Source organism: Sphingobacterium sp. BN32 (assembly GCF_030503615.1).
In the GTDB taxonomy this organism is placed as follows: domain Bacteria; phylum Bacteroidota; class Bacteroidia; order Sphingobacteriales; family Sphingobacteriaceae; genus Sphingobacterium.
Genome location: NZ_CP129963.1, coordinates 3,309,810 through 3,325,311 on the forward strand (window position 1 = coordinate 3,309,810; position 15,502 = coordinate 3,325,311).

Genomic DNA, 15,502 nt, shown 5'->3' on the forward strand with positions numbered 1-15,502 from the left:
GCAGATTTCCATAAACGAGAAAAAAAAATTATTTTACCCCTTGAATTTGCATTAGGATCTTGTCAAAACCAACATTACAATCTGATGAAGAGTTATTGGACACCTACCTACGGGAGGGTGATCTCGCCTGTCTTGGTGATCTATACCAACGTCACAGCGAGATGGTATTCTATGTATGCCTGCGTTATTTCAAAGAACCGGAGCGCAGCCGAGATGCGGTAATGCAAATTTTCGAAGAGCTCATCGAAAAAGTTAAGAAGCAGTCTATTCAAGATTTCCCGCGCTGGCTTTATGTGGTCAGTAAAAACCACTGTCTTATGGCATTACGGTCGGCAAAAAGCAAACCTGAAATTGTTACAAATGACTTTGTGGAATTTGCGGCAAACCTGCATCAGGAGGAAAACTATAAAGAGCGGGAGGAACAATTGTCGCAATTGGAGAGCTGTATAGATCGATTAATAGAAAAACAACAACAGAGCATCCGTCTCTTCTTCATTGAGGAGAAATGCTATAAAGAGGTTGCCGAGATAACCGGATACAGTATGAACGACGTTAAGAGCGCCATTCAGAATGGAAAGAGGAACCTCAAAATTTGTATGGAAAGGGCACAACATGAGTAATCATTTTGATATCGCTTATTTACGTAGGTATGTGAACGGCGAATTAAGCTCCTCCGAGATGTACGCTATTGAGAAAGCTTCGCATCGGGACGAAATGCTGATGGATATCATTATGGGCCTGGAAGAAGAGCAACGACTGAAGAGCAGCCTGAATCCAGCGGAGCTGCATGCCGCGATTTACGAACGCACGCATCCCGAGAAAATAAGAACGCTGCTTCCTTATAAAGCTTTGGGAATTGCTGCCTCTTTATTATTGGTACTGGGAATTGGAACGATTTGGTATTTGAATAGACCGGAAGATGCAGCTGAATTAGCGATGGCACCAGCCGATATTGCTGAAACGGCCCCTACCGATACGACCTTAAACAGCATTGAATTAGACCCTTTTGAAGAGGATTCGACGAGCAACCCGATTGCCGCAGTACCCGAATTGAGCGAATCTAAAACACAACCATCGCCAACACGGACAGCAAAACGCTCCAACAAAATGGAAGAAACGCGAAAGAAAGACCTGGTTATCAGCCCGGACTTATTTATTGATACAGTTCAGGTGATTTCTGGAAAAATGCTTGCGAAACGCTCTCCGGCCAACAATCCAAACGTCATCAGCTTACAGGGCAAGGTATCGGGTATCAATGTTGCCCCTCAGGCGGAGATGTCTGCACGGGTGGGCAGTCCACAGGACTACAAACGTATTATTACAGGTGAAGTTGTTGATCAAGAGTCGGGATATCCAATTCCACAGGCGACGGTTAGAAATGTGAAAACGAATGAAGTGGTGATGACGGATTCATCAGGAAGTTTTGTGATGCCTTCAGCGATAGAATCTACCGAACTTGAAATATTATCCATAGGATACCAGTCTGCACGTATTCTGGCGAGCAATCAACAAACCATCCGACTGGCACCAGATTATGCAACATTGGATGAGGTAGTGAGCGTTCGTCCTGGAAAAACTGACAGCAAGATAAAATCGGAACCATTAATAGGTTGGAAAGCCTACAAAAAATATATTAATGACCATAGCAAGGAATCTCTATATGGTAAAGGCGTTGTAACGCTTGTTTTTGAAATCAACAATTTTGGTCGTCCGATGAATATTGTTGTTTTGAAATCCGCCAATCCATCGCTAGATCAACAAGCGATTCAGATTATTAAGAATGGTCCGGATTGGAAAAAAGGCAATGACGGAAAGAAAATGGAAGTGAAGATTGAGTTCAGGCAGTAGTTTCGATGTATGTATGCTTGAATTCGATTTTCTTACTTCATTTCCCGTTTTGTCGTATCTAGCTTCGGAATCGGCTTGAACAGCAAGTCGCTGTTGGATCCGCTCCAGTTCCATAATTTTCTCCAGAACTCACCAAGCGTATTAAACTCCTGACGGTAAATCAAACCTACGGCATTGATATAATCGTCGGTTGGGGTGAATAAAATATTTCGGGTATTCAATCGATTGTATGCACGGAACATTAAGTTACCATCCCTACGCAACTTAAAGGTTAATTCGGCATCGGTTGCTACTTTATTAGAGAAGAAGGTTAAGTCTGTGGTTTGCACATTTCTTCTATCCACGATCCCCCCTGTCAGCACAAGTCGGTCGTTAAAGAATCGGAAGGATGCAGACGCATCGTTCAGCGAGCGGATATTGAAATCTAAGAAATCGATCTTGAGCGATTGTGCTAAGATATTGTTCAACTGGTTGAAGGCGATTTCTGTTCCTGCGGACAATAGTGTATTATTCACCTCGCGCCCCAATTCATTGTTAGAACTTGCGGTAAAGCTTCGTCTTACGATCAAGCTCAGCGCCTGCTGATTGACATTGTTGGCATCACTAAGGTAAGCCTGAAGCTCATCTTTAACATATGGTGTTTGCGGGAAGTTAAGATCGAAGGACACATCGGGCTGGCTCAATGTTCCTTTAATATTCATATCCGCCTGCGCCATAACGCGCTCATCCTGTCCGGAGCGTCCTGCAGCGTTATACAATGGAGCGATTGACGTGCGTTGTTGATAGATCGCCGTCATATTGATGGTAGCCCCCGATGGGGAGCCTGTCCAACGAATCGTACCGCCTTGTTTGATATCGAAGAACTTATTAAAGAAATCCTGCGCGGTAAAATGGAATTTTCCGGAATTAACGGTGTAATCACCAAACATCTCAAAATCCCCAAGACTGGAAACTTTTAAGGTGATTTCGCCGGTTCCATTTCCTTTCAACGAACCTAAGTCGGTTTGGAGGTTGACTTCTGCGGTTGGCGTAAATTCAATATCCATGTTCATGGTCATCCCTTTCAAGAGATACTTAGACTCCTGCTGTTTATTTTTGCTGGAATCATTGCTTACGAAATAGATGAAGTCACTATCGGTGACCGTCATTGCGGAGTTGAACGGAATGGTAATGGAAGTGTTATCCTCCGATCTCGCTTTGATGTTGATGTCGATTGCAGAGGTCGCTCCCTTGAATTTAAAGGTACCGGTGGCATAAGCCGTCCCGAAGTAAAGGTTATTATCTTTATAGGTCGTATTCAGAATCATGGTATTGTTCGTCACGACATCGACATCGATATAAGGATTGCTCAACTTATTCAGATTGACAATGCCGTTGGCAACGGCTTGATGGCCTTTGCTATCATGGAAAGCCACCTGGTTCAACATGATGCTGTTCTTGTCCAACAATACCGTTTGATTACTGATATTATAGGAAGTTTTGAGGTAATTTACGTTGAAAGAAGCATATTCTATTTTCGAAATAGCGTTGAATTCCGGATTTTTCAGCGTTCCTCCAATCTGAATTTCAGCATTCATTCTGCCCTGCAACTGGGAGGTTAAGTTCCGCACGAATGGTTGGAAAAGAATCAGTTCCATCTGATTGAGGGAGCCTTTAAGGTTCAGTTCTTGATCGGCAGCAGCAATTTGATAGGTACCATTCAACTTCAAGCCTTTGTTGAGATCGTCCAAGAGCTGTAGATCGAGGTTCGCTTGTTTGGTCTCGGGATCAAAATCTGCTAATAAACGTAGTTGCCCGATTGGGATTTGATTGTAAACCAAAGGACTAGTTTGCACATTGGCAGAGAGATAGGGCTTCTTAAATGCGGAGTGCAATTCAATATCTCCATTTAACTCCCCATCTAGGCGTATACCCAAGGGTTTCAGCACCACTTCCAGGGCATTCAAGTTAAACTTGCTGAAATTGACTTCCAGCTTATCGTCTTCATTTGATAATACACCGTTGAAAGCAACCTTTTGTTGACCTTGGCTCGCAATGAGATTGGTCAAGTAGAATTTACCCTTTGACACACGCATTTCTGCATCGGTATTTAACGTCCAAGGTTCTTTGTTGATAATGATTGACGATTTATTGAAGTGTATATACGCCGGCTTATTATGTGCGAAATGTATATCGCCGTTTAGGCGGAGATAGTTGAGATCGGTCTCTTTAGCGCCATTTATGCTGAACAGCAGACTATCATTAGAAAGTATATTATTGATTTCAATATCGGTTACAAAAATGCTATCGCTCAAAAAGAGCTTGTCGGCCGTAATATCTAGAGAGAAAGCGTCTTCATCGGCATTTTCACGGATATGTATATTTTGCAGATTGACTCCCTGATAGCGCACGAAAGGGCTGAATGCAGTGAATTGCGCCGTATAGTCTTCGGACGAGAAGTGTGCTTCCAATGACGCTCCATCATCCAGTATAAGTGTTGGGTCTAGAAATGCCGATACCGGCTCGAAGGATTTAACATTCAATTGCAAGTCGAATATCTGCGGATTGTAGGGTTCTACTGTTAGGCCAATTGCTGGAGCATAGCGCATCGCTAAGGCTTTGAAGTAAGGGATGAGCGTATTTAGGTCGATCACTCCTTTCATTTCCGCATCCAGCACATTAGACCGCAGGGTTAGCAATCGATCCATCTGCGTTCCTTCTGCAGAGAAGAAAAGATCGTCGACCGTGAAATCTCCTTTTGTAGTTCGCATGTTAATCTGCTCGGCAATCACTTCACCGTTCAGGTTATTGAGCGTGTTGCCGGTAAGATGGGTATTGATTTTAGAATTGAAGATGACAATGCTGTCTTTATCCACAAACCCCAATTTTTTCAGGTTAATCAAGTCTACATCCGCAGACAGGTCGTAGCTTGCTTCTTCGGATTGTAAATCCACTATAGCATCATACGCGAGCTGTGCATTCGGATCTTGGATAAAACCGGTTACATCGATAAGTTTTTGATCCAGCAATCCTGATACTTCCACACTATCGTAGCTGTAGTTGCCAAATTGAAAATTGCGCAAGCCTCCATCCAGTTGCAGTTTCATTTTATTAAAATCAAGGCTATGCCCGTCGAAGTCAAATGCTAATGCCGTATTTTTGATGGACTTGCTACCGATCAGTTCACCTAATTGAAAGGCACTGGACGCCAGGTGACCTTGATAGGTTATTTCCTTTCGGATATCAATTTTACTATCGGTATGAACTGCTCCTAATTTGGTATCGAAATCACCTTTAACATCAAATAAATCGTATAATCCTTGAAAAGTCCCTGCGAATTTGATCAGTCCAAACTGATGCAGTTGCTCGGGAAGGGAAAACTTGGCGCGGTTCGCTAATTTAGGAATCAGTAATTCAAGATCTTTTGCCGAGGTCTGGAGATTGCTAGCATCAAAATCAAAAATGGTCTTATCCATATCCGGCAGCCCTTTGATGCTGAAGTCGCCTCGAAGTATAGTTTCCTTACCTGTTTTGATATGTGCATTTCGCGTGCGGATATTATTTACCGTGCCTTCAACGGAGGCCTGCGGTACACTCGCTGTAAATTGCACCTTACTCATGGTTGGTGCAAAAAACTCTATGTCACGCGAATCGACATAAACTTCGTCCATCGTCCCTTCGATATGCACCTTCTTGATGAAGTCCCCAAAATCTGCGAACTTTTTATACGAGAACTTCAGATAACGTGCAACTTTAGAACGGTTGGTTTCCAAATCCAACTGATCGAACTCCATGCTGGTATTACTAATATTGGCCTTCGCAAGAAGACGTTTAATCTGGAATCCTGATTTCTCCTGTAGCGAAAGCTCCTTGATGTCCGTTTTAAACGAAACAGAATCAAACTTGATGTTGGCGAGATTGACATTCAAATGTTGGAGTTCAATATCTGAAAAGTCTACACCGCGGTTATGATGCTTTTGCTGATGGTTTAAGATTTTGATATGGTTGTCGACCAGTCTCAGATTGTGCAACTGCAGTTCGAGTGGTTTTTTCTTTTTACCATCGGATTTCTTTTTCGGCGCGAAATAATCGACGAGGAATTTAAAATTGGAACTGTCTTTATAGATTTGAAAGTCTACATAAGCCTTTTGCAATGCTAAATCTTCGATAACGATTTTGTTTTGGAAGAAATGTCTGAGCATCATATTAGCGTGCAGTTTCTCCGCACTTAACATGGGCTTCCCTTTCTGGTCGCTGATTTTGAATTCAGTCAGTGTTAGTTGATCAAATGGACGGAAGTAGATTTGTTTAAGCTCAACTTTGGCATTCAGCTCGTCAGAGAGGTAGTTTGCGACACGTTTGGTTACAAATGTTTGAACCGACGCAAATTGTAGGGACAATACGACAAGGCAAAGCAGGGCTATTAAGCCGAGCAAGCTATACAACGTTATTTTAAGTATTTTTTTGATACTTTTGTGCTTTATTTATAATACATCCCTCAAATGGCTATCATACTCGGTATAGAATCATCCTGCGATGAAACTTCCGCATCTATCTGTATAGACGGCGAAATTCGTTCAAATATTATTGCAAGTCAAGCAATCCATGCGAAATATGGAGGGGTTGTACCAGAATTGGCGTCCCGTGCCCATCAACAGAATATCATTCCAACGGTAGATCAAGCCATTATTCAAGCAAAAATAAGCAAAAAAGATATAGATGCAGTGTCTTTTACGCGCGGACCCGGACTTTTAGGGTCTTTATTGGTGGGAACTTCCTTTGCAAAATCCTTCGCTTTGGCGATGGATATTCCATTAATCGAGGTTAACCACATGCAGGCGCATATTTTAGCACACTTTATCGATAACCCGAAGCCTTCTTTTCCATTTTTATGTTTAACGGTTTCAGGTGGTCATACACAGATTGTTTTGGTAAAGGATTACTTCGAGATGGAGCTTCTTGGCGAAACCTTAGATGACGCTGCAGGAGAAGCGTTCGATAAAACTGCCAAGATCTTGAATCTGCCCTACCCCGGCGGACCATTAATTGATAAACATGCGAAAGGCGGAGATCCCACAGCATTTAAGTTGCCAGAGCCGCAAATACCGGAGCTTAATTTTAGTTTTTCGGGTCTTAAAACGGCTATCCTATACCTCGTACAAGCAGAAATGAAGAAAAATCCAAACTTCCTTTCAGAACGTATGGATGATCTTTGCGCTTCCGTTCAAGATCGCATCGTTTCCATCTTGTTGAATAAACTTAAAAAAGCCGCTAAACAAACCGGCGTTAAAGATATCGCAATCGCCGGAGGTGTTTCTGCAAACTCGGGACTGCGCAGCTCGCTATTAGCAATGGGCGAAAAGTATAAATGGAACGTCTTTATCCCTAAATTCGAGTATTGTACCGATAATGCCGCCATGATCGCTATAGCTGGTTATCATAAGTTCCTGAAACAAGACTTCGTTGGACAGGATATCTCTCCGCTGGCAAGAATGCATGTGTGAGGTTAGATTTTAGATGATAGATGTGAGATATTAGACCTGCAGCAATGCGGGTTTTTTGTTCTGAACCAAGAGCGGGCTTTTTGTTCTGAACCAAGAAAGGAAGGATACAAGGATATTCAGGATCCTGTTAATCTTTGTATCCTTCCTTTCTTGGTTCAATGACAAGTTTCCCATTCCTATTTGAAAATCACACACTAATGTCTAAAATCTATTGTATAAAGTCTAAAATCTAACCTCTACTAAATACTAGATACTTTTAAAAAATTCACTACCTTTATCGGCAAAACAATCGAAACATTTATACTAAAAAATGAGTGCAGATATAAACAAGCTTGAACAAACAGCTTCTCAAGTAAGAAGAGACATTGTTCGCATGGTACATGCATGTCAATCAGGACACCCAGGGGGATCTTTAGGTTGTACAGATTATTTTGTGGCATTGTACTTCCACGCGATGAAACATGACCCTTCATTCAACATGGATGGCATTGGTGAGGATTTATTCTTCTTATCAAATGGGCACATTTCTCCGGTATTTTACAGTACTTTGGCGAGAGCTGGATACTTCCCGGTTAGCGAATTAGCGACTTTCCGTAAGATTGATTCACGTCTTCAAGGACACCCGACAACACATGAACACCTTCCAGGAATTCGTGTTGCATCAGGTTCATTAGGACAGGGACTATCTGTAGCGATCGGTGCTGCTCAAGCGAAGAAGTTGAATAAAGACAACAGCTTAGTTTATGTCTTGATGGGTGACGGTGAGTTGCAAGAAGGACAAGTTTGGGAAGCAGCATTGTATGCTCCTCACAACAAAATGGACAACATCATCGCAGCAGTTGACTACAACAATGCGCAGATTGATGGTTCTACAGACGCGGTTCTTTCATTAGGCAACCTACGTGCAAAATGGGAAGCTTTTGGATGGGACGTGTTAGAAGTTGAGAAAGGTAATGATATGGCATCTGTTGTTGCTGGTTTAGATGAGGCTAAGGCTCGCACTGGAAAAGGTAAACCAGTAATTATCTTATTGCATACGGAAATGGGTAATGGTGTTGATTTCATGATGGGATCACATAAATGGCATGGTGTTGCTCCGAACGATGAGCAATTAGCAAGCGCATTGAACCAAATCCCTGCAACAATTGGTGATTATTAAGATAACATTTGTTAGACTTTAAATGGCTTTGCCATTCTGAACGAGACTTCAAAAAATGAAAAAATATACATATACAGAATCAAAAGATACACGCTCAGGTTTCGGTGCTGGCTTATTAGAAGCTGGTCAACAAAACGAAAACGTCGTAGCGTTATGTGCTGACTTGATCGGTTCATTGAAAATGAACGACTTTATAAAAGCTTATCCTGAGCGTTTCTTCCAAATTGGAATCGCGGAAGCAAACATGATGGGTATTGCTGCTGGTTTAACCATCGGTGGAAAGATCCCTTTTACAGGAACTTTTGCTAACTTCTCTACAGGTCGTGTTTATGACCAAATCCGTCAATCGATCGCCTACTCAGGTAAGAATGTGAAGATTTGTGCATCTCACGCTGGATTAACGCTAGGGGAAGATGGTGCCACTCACCAAATCTTAGAAGACATCGGATTGATGAAAATGTTGCCAGGCATGACCGTTATCAATCCTTGTGATTATAACCAAACAAAAGCCGCTACTATTGCGTTAGTAGACCATGAGGGGCCAGCATATTTGCGTTTTGGTCGTCCTGTTGTTCCTAACTTTACACCTGCAGATCAGAAATTCGAGATCGGTAAAGCTGTGATGTTGAACGAAGGTACAGACGTAACGATTATTGCTACTGGCCACTTAGTATGGGAAGCGATCCAAGCTGGTGAGGAATTGGAAAAAGCAGGCATTAGCGCTGAGATTATCAATATCCACACGATTAAGCCTTTAGATGCAGAAGCTATCTTGAAATCTGTGGCAAAAACGAAATGTGTAGTTACAGCCGAAGAACACAACCGCTTAGGTGGTTTGGGTGACAGCGTAGCACAGGTATTAGCGAAAGAACTTCCTACTCCTCAAGAGTATGTTGCGGTTGACGATAGCTTCGGCGAGTCGGGAACACCAGCTCAGTTGATGGAGAAATATGGTTTAACAGCTGCAGACATCGTTAAAGCAGCGAAAAAAGTAATTAGCAGAAAATAATCCAATATGGAAGATTCCCTGATCATTGCGAAGTTCGCCGATGAGAAGACTCGTGAGGAAGCATTTCGCGAGTTATTAAAAAAGTACCAGCAGAAGATCTATTGGCATGTTAGAAGAATGGTTATTGACCATGACGATGCTGATGATGTTGTGCAGGATATCTTTATTAAGGTTTGGCGTAATCTCGAAAAGTTCAGAGAGGACTCGCAGCTATATACTTGGTTATATAGAATTGCGACGAATGAATGCATTACTTTCTTAAATAAGAAAAAACAAAAGCAGAATGTTTCATTGGATGATGAAACATCTGCTTATCTTTCGGATACTTTAGCGGACGGATCATACTTTAATGGTGACCGCGCGCAGCAGAAGTTGCAGGAAGCCTTGTTAACACTTCCCGATAAGCAACGGTTGGTCTTCAATATGAAATATTTTGAAGACATGAAGTACGACGAAATATCTGAAGTATTAGGCACAAGTGTCGGCGCCCTAAAAGCGTCCTATCATTTGGCCGTTAAGAAGATAGAGAACTTTTTTGCCAAGAATGATTAAACCTTTGGCGCAAAAACGATTCTATTAGTGTACTATGAAAGAAAACAACACATATTACGACAACATGGAAGGCAATAACTTACCTGATTCGTTGCGTGTTAACCCTTTCATTGTACCCGACAATTATTTCAATGAACAAACCAACAGGCTATTGTTCTTAGCAAAATTGGATCGTACAAGCAAGGATCAACGTGCTGGCTTCGATGTTCCCGAAAGTTATTTCGGAGAATTGAGCGAACAGATTATGTCGCAAGTTAAGATTGACCAGTTTCAGCAACATGAAGGTTTTGAAGTTCCGGCGAATTACTTCGCAGACTTAAATGATCGTATCATGCAGCAGGTACAGATCGACCAATTGCAAGAAGAACAATTTGAAGTTCCTGAAGGCTATTTTGCAAACTTGAGCGATTCTATTATGGCGAAAGTTGGCGAAGAGAATCTTAAAGAGCAAGTTCAAGAAAGTGGGTTTGAAGTTCCAGATCAATATTTTGAAACTTCTGCTGATCAGATTATGGCATTCATCGCCGTTGATGATTTAAAATCTAAGGTTCAGACGGATGGATTTACTGTTCCGAATGGATACTTCGACACATTAACGCAGTCGATATTAGATCAGGTGGAAGATAAGAAAGTTATCCAAATGCCACAGGCTACTCCTGTGACCGAGCGGAAGAAAAGCAGACCGGTTATTTGGATAGGTGCAGCCGCAGCAGCATGTGTTGCAGCATTTGTTGGTGTTTCTACTTATAATAGTGATCCTAACAATGTAAATTCTGCAGCAACTGTAGCGAATGCGCAACAAGTTTCCTTAGATGAAATTCCTGAGGATGAAATCATTAGCTATTTGGCTAGTCATTCGGATGGCACGGATTTAGCATATTATGCAGAGTACATCTATGAGCCGGAGGAATCAGCAGCTATTGGTAGTCAAATTGATGACAAAGATTTAGAAGAATACTTAAATTATAATACATTATAATGCTTCGTTTGAAACATATTATTACGACATTCTGTTTGGCTTGCTTATTTTGTTTGGGAGCAAATGGACAATCACGTCAAGATAGATTTGAAGCGATAGAGAATCAAAAATCTGCATTCATTACCAAACAGTTACGATTGACTCCTGCGGAGGCTCAACAATTTTTCCCGATTTACAATCAGTATACGAAGGAAATTAGAGATGTAAAATCGCAGAAGAGTCGTGGTGGCGATCGCAGACAGGGTGGCTCTAATTCTTTTAGACCTGGAAATGACGCTATATCCTTCGATGCGAAAGAAGTCGAAATCAAGAAAAACTATAGATCCCGCTTTGCGGAAGTAATCGGGCAATCCCGAGCTTCGCAGTTCTTCTCTGTAGAACAAGAGTTTATCGAATTACTCTACAAAGAGCTGAAAGGCAGGAATCACAGAAATTAACGAAAAGAAGCTCTTACTTAGAGCTTCTTTTTTCTTATGGGGTTTACTATTATAAAACCCTCCAGAACTTTCATTATTGACTCTACTTTAATGGAAGTTTGAAATTAATTGTTATTGAATAATACCCAACCATGATTAGCAATAGAGAACTATTTTTACAAAATACCGCGCAGACATCTGAATCCCCAAGACTTATTGAAGTAGAACGTGCTGAAGGCATTTACCTTTATGGACCAAACGGAAAATCCTATATGGACTTAGTTTCAGGATTTAACGTAAGTAATATCGGTCATCGCCACCCCAAAGTGTTGGAAGCAATTCAGAATCAGCTTGAAAAGTTTATGCACGTAACGGTATATGGCGAATTTGTGCAAGCACCGCAGGTGCAATTTGCGACAGATCTATTAAGTGTTTTACCAGATAGCTTTGGATCGGTTTATTTAACGAATTCGGGTGCTGAAGCAGTCGAAGGCTCAATGAAGATCGCAAAGAAATTTACGGGTCGACAGGAAATTATCGCAGCAAAGGAAGCTTACCACGGTAGTACACAAGGCGCATTGAGCTTAATCGGAAATGAGGATTACAGAAAAGCATACGCTCCACTCCTGCCCGGTATTTCGTTTATACAATACAATCATTTGCCCGACCTAGACAAGATCAGCGATAAGACCGCAGCTGTAGTTGTTGAAGCGATACAAGGCGAAGCAGGTGTCCGCGTTCCTGACAAAGCCTACATGCAGGCGTTGCGTAAGAAATGCGATGATACTGGCGCTCTTCTGATTTTTGATGAAATACAAACTGGTTTCGGTCGCACGGGGAAACTCTTTGCTTTTGAGCATTTCGACATCGTTCCGGATATCCTGATGCTGGCAAAAGGTATCGGCGGGGGTATGCCGCTGGGTGCTTTCGTAGCCCGAAAAGAAGTGATGGACGTAATCAAAGCCAATCCAATGCTTGGCCATATTACCACCTTTGGTGGTCATCCTGTATCCTGTGCTGCTGCGAAAGCGTCTTTGGAGGTCATTAAACAGGAAAAACTTGTGGAGCAGGTCGATACTAAAGCGACATTGTTTCGTAATGAACTTGACATCCCTCAAATCAAGGAAATCCGTGGATTGGGCTTGATGATGTGTTTGCAGTTGGAAAATTTTGAACAGGTATATGCGGTCAGTAACTACTGCGCAGAACAGGGATTGATCATCGACTGGTATCTACATTGTGAAACGGCCCTTCGTGTTGCACCTCCACTAACAATTACTGAGGAAGAGATAAAAGCGGCGTGTAAAATTATTCGTGAAGGGATTGCCAAATTTTGCTAGTTTCCTTATCTTGTATAGGAATAATCAACCTATCCAAAGACCATGAATTCAAGAAGAGATTTTTTAAAGAAAAGTATATTGACTGTGGGGACTACAGCCATGGGCAGCGCATTGTTGCATGCCGAGGATTTTTCATCTGCAAAACCTAAGGTTGGTATCAGCATTAACCAGAACGATGTGATTCTCTTTCAGGGGGATTCCATTACGGATGCGGGCCGGAAGAAAGATAACCTGAATCCGAATGAAATGAATGCCTTTGGTGGCGGATATGCGATGCTTGCTGCAGGCGTATTGTTGAACAAATTTGCAAGCAAGAACATCAAGATTTACAACCGTGGTATTTCCGGAAACCGCGTTCCTGATTTATTGAATCGGTGGCAAGCCGACTGCATCGATTTAAAACCCAATATTGTATCTATCCTGATCGGTGTCAATGATTTTTGGAGAACCAAAGATCGTGGTGCTATCAATACCCCAGAGCAATATAAAGGACAATATAAAGAGCTGTTGGACAAAACCCTAACCGCGCTGCCAAACGTGAAATTGATTATCGGCGAACCCTTCGGATTAAAGGATGTGAAACATATCAACGATAGTTGGTATCCTGAATTTCCGAAATACCAACAAGCAGCACGCGACATCGCAAAAGAATATAAAACGGCGTTTATTCCTTATCAGGATATCTTCGATAAAGCATTAAAAGCCAATACCGGTGCCTACTGGACTACCGATGGGGTGCACACCTCTTGGGCTGGAGCCAACCTAATGGCAGAAAGCTGGCTATCACAAATCAAAATCGGATAGTATTTCAGAGTTGAAGTAAAAAGAAAGTGCCGCCCTTAACGGGCGACACTTTTTTTTAAACAACACGCATTATGTAAGGATAATCTAAATTTTTTCTAAAAACGTCTGTTTTGAAAAACCAACAAGAATTTCCATCCTTTTTGATGTTTATGTAGAGAGTTCTTATTTCGCAGTTGGTATATCTCTAATACATCTAATTGGCACCCTATCGTCGCGCGAAAAATAAGGATCCTTCAATCTGTAATAAAGCATGTTCTGTGTATTTCCACTCACGTTATCTACAATCATCGGCATATGGACTTGCCAGTTTACATTGCTAACGGCGACGCCTTGTGTTCCATCGATCGCCATGTAGTGTGCATCTTTGTCATTAAAATTATGGGCCGCATCATCTACTGAAATATTGTTGATAACAAAGTTTCGCTTACGTCCGGTTTTATAGAATCTCAGTTGCGCTGCTTCTCCACTGCCTTGTTGTACACCGTCGAAATAGATATATGCGAAGCCGGTTTTTGCACCATTTGGCTGCCCCCCGTCAAAGCTTCCTATTTCACCCGCACTATTGATAACCTTAAAATTTCCCAGCGCCGCAAAATCTGCTAAAGTTGGCATACGCCAATTATTGCCCGCTACCAAGCGACAAGGATCTTGTATTACGTCTGGAATTTTAGGTGCTATCGCCTCCAATCCTACAAAATAATCGTCCGGCACGTTCATCGCCGGCAACAAAGGAGTTTCCGCAGAGGCAAAATTCCAATAATCTGATGCATGGTACGCATACCCACTCTCTTCAGGAAAACTACGGTTAAAATACACGCCATCCACATAGGCTAAGTTACCTCTTGCCCATACATTCCCTCCTACAGTAATTCCGTTCGATTCGATCGTAAGTTTGAGTTGATATTGAATACCGGGTCGAATCACAAGATCTGTGATATTGGCTAAATCTTTCCGAACTGCACCACCATTTAATGCGATTTCCAGAATCTTCAGTTCTAACTGTGCGCTTTCTGCATTGCTTATCGTTGTAGGCGTGCTCGTCACGGTAGGCAGATTTAACGTTGGAAAAGCGAACATCAATGCGGAAGGCGTACTAGGATGTGTAAGTGCGCCATCATTTAATCCGATATTCACCGTTGGTTCTGCAGTGATACTAGCCTTTAGGGCGCTAATTGACCCGAGTTCCGCAGCAGCAGCCATGGTTAACACAATGCTGCTAAAACGATTCTTAAAAACTAAATTCAACAAATTCTGTCCTCCCTTTACAGTCATTTCTTTATTCATATATAGAAAGTCAGTACTAGTCGAGATATTCGAGAGGCTGATTTTGTCCGATGAAATGTGCGGCACTTCAGGAATGGCTGAAGTATTGTTAAATGAGTATGCTATAAATCGATAGGTACCTGGTTCGAGTTCAAATCCCTGCGTATTCGTCGCTTCTCCCACAATAAACTCTTGTTGATCAACATAGCTATTATCCATTTTAAATATAAGAATCCGATAACGAACTCCTTTTTCAACCGGATTGACCACGTTGCTTCTAGTAGATCTCCCCTGTGCTTTTAGCTCAGTACCAATGGGCTTTAATGAAACCACTAAATTGTAGTCTCGGTTGAAGGATACTTCTTTTACCTGTTCGGATAAGCCTGGCAGTAGCATATCCGTCCCCCCTCTAAAATTGTTGGTTTGCTCGGTTTGAGAAACTTGCACGGCGCTAATTTTAACCAGGGCCGCTCCACCTTTGCCCTGCAGATCTTTCTTACATGCGTAAGTCGAAAGTAAAGATCCTACAATAATAACGAAACTAAAGATTCGCTTAAATGTCTTCATAAGAGTCGATAATTTTTTTCCAGAGCAGTATAAAAATCGGGGTCAAAATACATGTATATTGAAATTTTGAACGTGATAAGAC

General features: G+C 41.9%; 12 protein-coding genes. 10 read left to right on the top strand and 2 right to left on the bottom strand.

Annotated features, from left to right (window positions below):
- Nucleotides 1-59: 59 nt before the first annotated feature.
- Nucleotides 60-620: an RNA polymerase sigma factor gene (locus QYC40_RS14000; protein WP_301990747.1), complete on the top strand. Its 561-nt coding sequence runs from the start codon at nt 60-62 to the stop codon at nt 618-620.
- Nucleotides 613-1,848, top strand: coding sequence for a carboxypeptidase-like regulatory domain-containing protein (locus QYC40_RS14005; RefSeq protein ID WP_301990748.1), 1,236 nt, complete (start codon nt 613-615; stop codon nt 1,846-1,848). Before QYC40_RS14000 ends, QYC40_RS14005 begins: the two co-directional genes overlap by 8 nt.
- A gap of 32 nt (nt 1,849-1,880) precedes the next feature.
- On the opposite strand, the gene QYC40_RS14010 is transcribed toward QYC40_RS14005, so the two are convergent.
- Nucleotides 1,881-6,227, bottom strand: coding sequence for a translocation/assembly module TamB domain-containing protein (locus tag QYC40_RS14010; protein ID WP_301990749.1), 4,347 nt, complete (start codon nt 6,225-6,227; stop codon nt 1,881-1,883).
- 102 nt (nt 6,228-6,329) lie between these two features.
- On the opposite strand from QYC40_RS14010, the gene tsaD reads away from it, so the two are divergent.
- The 8 genes from tsaD (at nt 6,330) to QYC40_RS14050 (ending at nt 13,590) form a co-directional block, all read left to right on the top strand.
- Nucleotides 6,330-7,331 (top strand): tRNA (adenosine(37)-N6)-threonylcarbamoyltransferase complex transferase subunit TsaD, encoded by a 1,002-nt coding sequence (gene tsaD / locus QYC40_RS14015; protein WP_301990750.1) that lies wholly within the window; start codon nt 6,330-6,332, stop codon nt 7,329-7,331.
- Nucleotides 7,332-7,641: 310 nt separating this feature from the next.
- Complete coding sequence (locus tag QYC40_RS14020) at nt 7,642-8,490, top strand: transketolase (protein WP_301990751.1); 849 nt, start codon at nt 7,642-7,644, stop codon at nt 8,488-8,490.
- 55 nt (nt 8,491-8,545) lie between these two features.
- On the top strand, nt 8,546-9,499 hold the full coding sequence (locus QYC40_RS14025) for a transketolase family protein (RefSeq protein ID WP_301990752.1): 954 nt from the start codon (nt 8,546-8,548) through the stop codon (nt 9,497-9,499).
- Nucleotides 9,500-9,505: 6 nt separating this feature from the next.
- Nucleotides 9,506-10,051: an RNA polymerase sigma factor gene (locus QYC40_RS14030; protein ID WP_149525083.1), complete on the top strand. Its 546-nt coding sequence runs from the start codon at nt 9,506-9,508 to the stop codon at nt 10,049-10,051.
- Nucleotides 10,052-10,085: 34 nt separating this feature from the next.
- Entirely contained in the window at nt 10,086-11,030 is a 945-nt protein-coding gene (locus QYC40_RS14035) for a hypothetical protein (RefSeq protein ID WP_301990753.1), read from the top strand.
- A complete protein-coding gene (locus QYC40_RS14040; RefSeq protein ID WP_301990754.1) occupies nt 11,030-11,467 on the top strand; it encodes a hypothetical protein in 438 nt (145 codons plus the stop codon). Before QYC40_RS14035 ends, QYC40_RS14040 begins: the two co-directional genes overlap by 1 nt.
- Nucleotides 11,468-11,598: 131 nt before the next feature.
- Nucleotides 11,599-12,786 (top strand): aspartate aminotransferase family protein, encoded by a 1,188-nt coding sequence (locus tag QYC40_RS14045; RefSeq protein WP_301990755.1) that lies wholly within the window; start codon nt 11,599-11,601, stop codon nt 12,784-12,786.
- Nucleotides 12,787-12,828: 42 nt separating this feature from the next.
- Nucleotides 12,829-13,590: an SGNH/GDSL hydrolase family protein gene (locus QYC40_RS14050; RefSeq protein ID WP_301990756.1), complete on the top strand. Its 762-nt coding sequence runs from the start codon at nt 12,829-12,831 to the stop codon at nt 13,588-13,590.
- Between the two features lie 162 nt (nt 13,591-13,752).
- On the opposite strand, the gene QYC40_RS14055 is transcribed toward QYC40_RS14050, so the two are convergent.
- Nucleotides 13,753-15,420, bottom strand: coding sequence for a hypothetical protein (locus QYC40_RS14055; RefSeq protein ID WP_301990757.1), 1,668 nt, complete (start codon nt 15,418-15,420; stop codon nt 13,753-13,755).
- Nucleotides 15,421-15,502: the final 82 nt, after the last annotated feature.